General features: G+C 32.8%; 5 protein-coding genes. 1 reads left to right on the top strand and 4 read right to left on the bottom strand.

All coding sequences use genetic code 11. The annotated features are described in order from the left end of the window. Positions 1–101: 101 nt before the first annotated feature. Complete coding sequence (locus BMW37_RS14710) at positions 102–356, top strand: M48 family metalloprotease (protein WP_245711087.1); 255 nt, start codon at positions 102–104, stop codon at positions 354–356. A 218-nt stretch (positions 357–574) separates the two neighbouring features. Here BMW37_RS14710 and BMW37_RS14705 read toward each other — a convergent pair whose 3' ends face one another. The 4 genes from BMW37_RS14705 to BMW37_RS14690 form a co-directional block, all read right to left on the bottom strand. Further along, positions 575–2,911: a hypothetical protein gene (locus BMW37_RS14705; RefSeq protein WP_093322746.1), complete on the bottom strand. Its 2,337-nt coding sequence runs from the start codon at positions 2,909–2,911 to the stop codon at positions 575–577. Between the two features lie 229 nt (positions 2,912–3,140). Then, positions 3,141–4,421: an ABC-2 family transporter permease gene (locus tag BMW37_RS15050; RefSeq protein WP_143047697.1), complete on the bottom strand. Its 1,281-nt coding sequence runs from the start codon at positions 4,419–4,421 to the stop codon at positions 3,141–3,143. 709 nt (positions 4,422–5,130) lie between these two features. Beyond that, a complete protein-coding gene (locus tag BMW37_RS14695; protein WP_093322741.1) occupies positions 5,131–5,712 on the bottom strand; it encodes a hypothetical protein in 582 nt (193 codons plus the stop codon). Positions 5,713–5,838: 126 nt separating this feature from the next. Then, positions 5,839–6,166, bottom strand: a 328-nt coding sequence (locus BMW37_RS14690; protein WP_143047696.1) for a transposase, incomplete at its 5' end; no start/stop codon positions are given.

The following is a 6,166-nucleotide window of genomic DNA, read 5'->3' as shown; positions in this document are numbered from 1 at the left end:
TAACTCTGCAATTGGCTACATGACGCCATTACAAAAAAGAAGAGAATTATTAAAAACAGGCTAAAAAACCCTACAAAAAAACTTGACCATTACAATTTGGGATGCTTGCGAGTATTATCACGTTATGGTTCTCAAGACGAAGAGAATTCTATGCTGATGCTGGCGCTGCAAAAATAGTTGGCGCTAATAATATGATAGCGGCGCTAGAACGATTGAAATCAAGTCGTGAAACAAACGTGGATAAAAATATTACGGTATTAGCGATTAATATCAACAAAGAAGCAATAGGCGAGTTATTTATGACTCACCCACCATTAGAGAAGAGGATACAAGCATTGAAGCAAGGTTCTTTTTAGCAAAATCCACTTAAACCCTCGCCGAATTGGGCGGGGATTTAAGTACCAAATGTCTTAGAGTTTAACATCCAGCAAATTCAAAATAGCTTGCAAAAGGTAAACCGATTTTATTAATAAAAAATTGGAAGATAAAAAATTTTCATTTCCTTCCTCTTATTTTTTATAATTAAGCCAAGTATTTAGTGGCTTAATTATAAAATTTGCCGTTTAAAAATAACTTACCAAAATTTCCACCAAGGCTTTTGGTTTGAATTAGTATTCGTGTTCAATCTATCTTTAATCGTTTTAAGGTTTCGTTCTGCAACCTCAATAACAGGTTGATACTCATATTTCTGAGCGAGACCTAATGCTAATTGATAGAATTCAACTGCTTTATCTAATTGCTCTAAATCTCTATAGATACAAGCTATATTAAGAGCAATGGTTTCATCCTTATCCCAGTAAGCAGGATTAGATGTTAGTTCTTTCTCTAATCGTAACGCACTTGTTTCAGGATTAAGTGTGACAATATGACTTAAAAGGAATATTCGACTGAAAAAATAGCTTTCATTTTGTTCCTCTTGTTGTTCCCTAGGTAGCCATGCAAACCATTGTTCTAATCGTTCAATCCAGGTTTGAATTTCTGCATGGCGACCTTGATTGTGTAATGACCTGGCAAATTTAGTCACTATTTTTTGTGGCATAAAACGGCTAAATCCATATCTAACTGAAAATTGCCAAAGTGATTCAGCAGACTCTATCATTGCATTCTCATCTTTAAGATTAGCATAAGCAGTAAAGAGTCCATAATAATGCTCTGCAAATGGAGAGATCGAAATCGCTAGGGTTGAAAGCTCAATTGCTGTTTTTGAGCTGACAATTAACTCTTCTGGTGACTTATTATAACTTTCGCATAATTCTGAGCTTATGTTTCTAAGTAACATGGAATAATTATGAATATTCCCATCTCTAAAATGTCCATTGCCGCCGGTTTCAAAAAAATGCTCAAACTGCTTTTTTGCGATTTCTTGATACTTAATCTTTAACGTAGTAATGTCTTTTCTATAGTCAACATATTGCTCCCATTCCTCATCAGATAAAAATAGATCAACAGAGATGTATAGATTTTCGGTAGCTTCACTTGCCGTAATCAGCTCTGCATTAATAACGGATTCTATTCCTTCAAGGTAAGCTTTAGAGCGATAGTAAGCACATATTCTCCCCATAGAACGATAATTATTGGCATTACTAAAGTAAAGTTCACACTGCTGAACAATTTGTTTATGATAATCGACAGCATTAAACTCATTTTTTCGTTGTCTAAAATAATAAAACTCAAGCACCTCTAAACCGACATGATTGCTATCTATTTGCTTTGCTGCTGCAAATGTTTCATTAAATGCATTTTGAATAATGATTTTTTGCTCATCGCTTATCGGTGCTAAATTAGGATTTTTATCGTGATAAAAACCTGTCAATTGTCTGCAGTAATCCCAACATAAAATCAGATGCCAATAGATAGAGGGATGCGTATTTTGTAGCCTAGATGCGATCTTATAGGCATGAGTGCTGACATTTGGCAAATCTAGTAGCACAGTATCTAATGCAATTTCTCCTGCTTTATCAATTTGATTTGCTTCAATTAGCCAATCAATTAATTCCATGGTGAAAAAATAATTAGTATCATACATTAATTCATAATTAGCACTAAGACCTATGTTTATGGCTTCATCTAATTTGCTCTGAGCATATTTTGATCGTGCTTCTATTTGTTTGATGCTGATGTCTAGGTCTCTTTTTTTAGCAATATGCCAATCATTTTCGGCATAATTTTTGATATGGTTAATCATTTCATCTATTATCTCAGGTACTTGATAAACAATAGCATTAGCATTATCAATCCAGATTTTTTGTGTGACTTTACCTTGAGACTGCCCCTCTTTTAGGCGATTAATAAGCTTTTGGGCTGATGCTATCGCTTCTGCCTTGTTGCCTTCGGTGGAATAAGAACGACAATCCTCGGATAGAATGGCTAATTGGCCTTCAATGAAATGAACAGAGTCTTCAGAAAATTGCGGTTGATAGGCAATCTTTAGTCTATATAGTTGACGATATCTATCCCAAAGGGCTAAAAATGCGCAACCATCGATTAATTTATCCCATATATACAATACATGGTCTCGATTTGGGTAAGCTTGCAATTTTTGAATTAAAGAGTCGCCTTCAGCGATGAATTTATCTTTATCGTGCCCCGCATAGAGATTTGTTTTCCAATAAGAAACAAGAACTGAAAAATATTGCTGATTCATACCCTCTAGCGTGTCACTAATCGATGATTCAAATTGTTCAAGAGTGTGTAATGCCCTGCTAGTATCGCCAACGGCTATCCAAAGACGATGATAATCGAAGAGTGATTGAGAGTCATCAGGATGGCACTCTGTTTGTGTGAGTCTATTTTTTAACGTACTAATTAATATTTCTTTTTCTAAGCCTTCTTGGTTATTATAAAAAAAATCTAGCTGAGTAGTTAGCCATGAGCTTAACTCGTAGCCAGATAATATCGTATTAGTTGCCATTTTATTCTCCTGATTATGTTTTTAAATAAATACGTATATGCAATTTGATTGTTTTACTATAAATACATGACTTGTTAATTTATTCTTCTATAAAATACTTTGCTGTTAATCCTTTTATTTATGTATCGATTGAATGGGGTGTTTATTTGGTTTTAATGTTGACTCCTTTGGTTAGAATTGTCTTTGTGCGTAAAAATTAAAGTTTAACACTTGCCCATATCTAAATCAGCTACTCGCATACATGGGGAAACTCATAAACAGAATTATCTCGTCTAAGCAAATAATAAGGTGAATTAAATAATTTTATTTGACTAGAAATGTTTTGATTAAAATCGGTTAAATCAACAAATTTTGTTCGATTTTTATAATCGCATTTGTTGAGTTCGCTTGAGTTTACTCTAATAAGTGTGTCATCTTCGTATTGATAAAAAGCAACATTTTGATGATAGTCATTACGTTCTGACCAGTAAATTGTTGTCAGTGCATACACTTTTTTATCTGGTTGTTTAATATCTGGATGAATGACATCAATAAAGCACTTGGCCATAATTGTATTTTCTGGTGTGTTTGGATTAAATAAACACTGCTCTTGTTTACGAGTGTATAAAATTGAATTTAATATGATTTTATCTAAGATCTCCTGTTCTACCGCATTTTGATTAGGTCGAATAGTCAAATTCTGGTATGGGAATTGTTGATAATAATCCAAAATGTTTTTTTCTTGATCTTCTAAACTCGGTTCATTAGATGGCTCACCATATTTATAAATATGATACTTTTGCTCAAGTTCTTTTAGATGTTGATAATTTGATTCTTTAGCAATTTCGATTAAATTATGGAACTTTGTATAGCCCTCACTTCCTAACGTATTTTCTAATAAGCCAAAGTTAAATTGATCTGCACTGACTTGGTTATCTAACAGTCGGTTAATATGCCTATCAGTTAAAATGGCATTTAAATTAAAAAATGGAGTTAAGCAATAACTTCCTGCAACGATAAAAATGGATAGGAAAATAAAATTAAAATAAGAGAGCCGTTTAATGAAAAGAGCTAGATTTGGTCTAAACACGCTGAGCATTCTGGCAAGTATAGTTGTATCTGTTTGATATGGCAGAGCTGCTTGAAGTTCTGAATCCATAGATTGCATCTTTATTTGAGTGCTTTCTTGCTTGGATGCAATACTATAGGTATTAGGCTTCGAATAAAATCGATAACTGATGGAGACAATAGATAGAAACAGATAAGATAAAACATACAATCCAAGCGTAATATTAATTGCTAATCTTAAAAAGATCGTCGGAGCTATCTCATTGATGAGATAAGAATTAGTGAAAATAGTTAGTAGCCCCGCTAAAGATAATAAAATAGCTAAAAAAGTAAAAAATACTAAGTAAAAAAGATAGAGGTCCGTGTTGCTGATTTTTTTGTCAGGTGATTGTAATAATTGTGATTGAGCTAAGAATATTGTGATACTAAACATGACCTGATAAAAAATGAGTTCATGACTCATAAAATCATAATCAGATAAGTTTAAAATCGTTATGAATGCAAATGTTATACTCAAAAAACATGATAAAACTAGACAAAGTTTTAGGAATATACTGAAACTATTTAGTAGATTTTGGCTTAGATGTGTTTTGTGATTCAAGAACCAAAATATAATAAATACCCAAAGCATTGATATAATGTGAAAAGGAAGGAGTTTGTCTAATATTTCATTTAGAATGAAAAAACTCATGAAATAGGTGAGAATTTGAAAAAATAGCATTCCAAGCACGATAAACAGAAAATTCATTATATTTTGCCATGCTTTAGTAATTAGGGTATTGGGATTAGCAAAAGGGTTGATATTGTGTAACCACAATTGACTGAATGGTAAGACTAAACAATTGAATAAAAACAGTGTGAGGATAAGCAGAAATTCTTCATTCAGATATGAATTTTGAGAAATTAAATTGGTATAATAAATAATCGCGATAAAACTAGGTAGGACAAATAATTTAATGTAAGTCTTAACCTCATTTGTTTTTTTAAGCTCAGCTAGTTGGATTAAGAGATTTATAGTGAAAAATACAGCCGGCCCAGTAATAAACGATTCATCATGTATGAGCAATGAAAATATAATTAATATGACACTGACCACACCAACCATTTTTATATTGATTTTATTCATATTTATTTGAATGTCATTTAAGTTAATCATACCAATTCCTTTGTGTTTAATCAGGGCTGTTAACCTGAACCTTTTTATCTTCGCTAACAATAGGATCATGCAATGAATAAATGATCCCATTGACATTAATTAATTGATAGGTAGGTTCAATGAATTCAAAATCAGTTGCTATGTTAGCCTTATACTGGGCTGGCGTTTCTATTTTCTCGGAGTACTCCCTATTATTGTAAAATTCATTATCAATTCTAAAAAGATAATTAGAATCAAAGCGTTCTAATTTTTGTGTCATCGGATTGAATCTTAAAAATAGTTCTGGATCGGATAGTGCATAATTATTTGCGTAGAAATAAATTGCAAATACCACAAATGAAGGATCTGATTTATCTGGATTAATCGCCTGGATAAAACAGGTAGGGGTATCAACTAAGTATTTACTGCTTCCTTTATTGCGATACTGTATTTTTGACATTAAACATTCAGCATGCCAATTTGATTCTAAGAAATTTTTAATCTCTTGATATCGTTCAATTGTAATAGCTGAACTTGGCTCGTAAACCTCTAGCTGGGGAGTAGATAGTAGGTGAGATTTAACTGGTAAAGAACGCAAAGGTTTCAGTAGGTCAATCATTTTAAATGATTTGAGTCGTAGTTTCGGGTGCTCTAATGCGCCAGAATGGTTTACTGTTTCTTCAATAATCGCTTGGATAGTAAGAGTAGGTGAATTTAATTTATTATTTAACGCGATGCTCGACTTTTAAAATGCGAGATCTGCGATACTTAAAATGGGTCTACCTTGTTCTTTATTGAACAGGGTGGCCAGTTTGTGTGATAATATTTTCCTACTCAGCCTATTAGTAAAGCTCAGCATTGTTCTTGCGAATGTTCTTTCAATATTGAATTTTTCAGCAAGTTGTCCAATTGTACTTTCAATAATTCTTCTTTTATCATTCCAAAAATTCCTAATGTTTTTAGGGAGTTTATCTCTCATGTTTTTCCTAACGGGTGTTTCAATAGCAATCCCATGGTTTATGCATTGTTCCGCTGTCTCAGCCCCCAAATAGCCTTTATCTCCTAATGCTAAC

Origin of the sequence: Thorsellia anophelis DSM 18579 (assembly GCF_900111395.1) — a bacterium.
In the GTDB taxonomy this organism is placed as follows: domain Bacteria; phylum Pseudomonadota; class Gammaproteobacteria; order Enterobacterales; family Thorselliaceae; genus Thorsellia; species Thorsellia anophelis.
Note: the sequence above shows the minus strand (reverse complement) of the source record. Positions and strands in the feature narration are given on the sequence as shown.

Bases quoted from the DNA above. Each gene is read 5' to 3' on its own strand.
- BMW37_RS14705 (WP_093322746.1), bottom strand. From the start codon at position 2,911: ATGGCAACTAATACGATATTATCTGGCTACGAGTTAAGCTCATGGCTA.
- BMW37_RS14710 (WP_245711087.1), top strand. From the start codon at position 102: ATGCTTGCGAGTATTATCACGTTATGGTTCTCAAGACGAAGAGAATTC.
- BMW37_RS15050 (WP_143047697.1), bottom strand. From the start codon at position 4,421: ATGAGTCATGAACTCATTTTTTATCAGGTCATGTTTAGTATCACAATA.
- BMW37_RS14695 (WP_093322741.1), bottom strand. From the start codon at position 5,712: ATGATTGACCTACTGAAACCTTTGCGTTCTTTACCAGTTAAATCTCAC.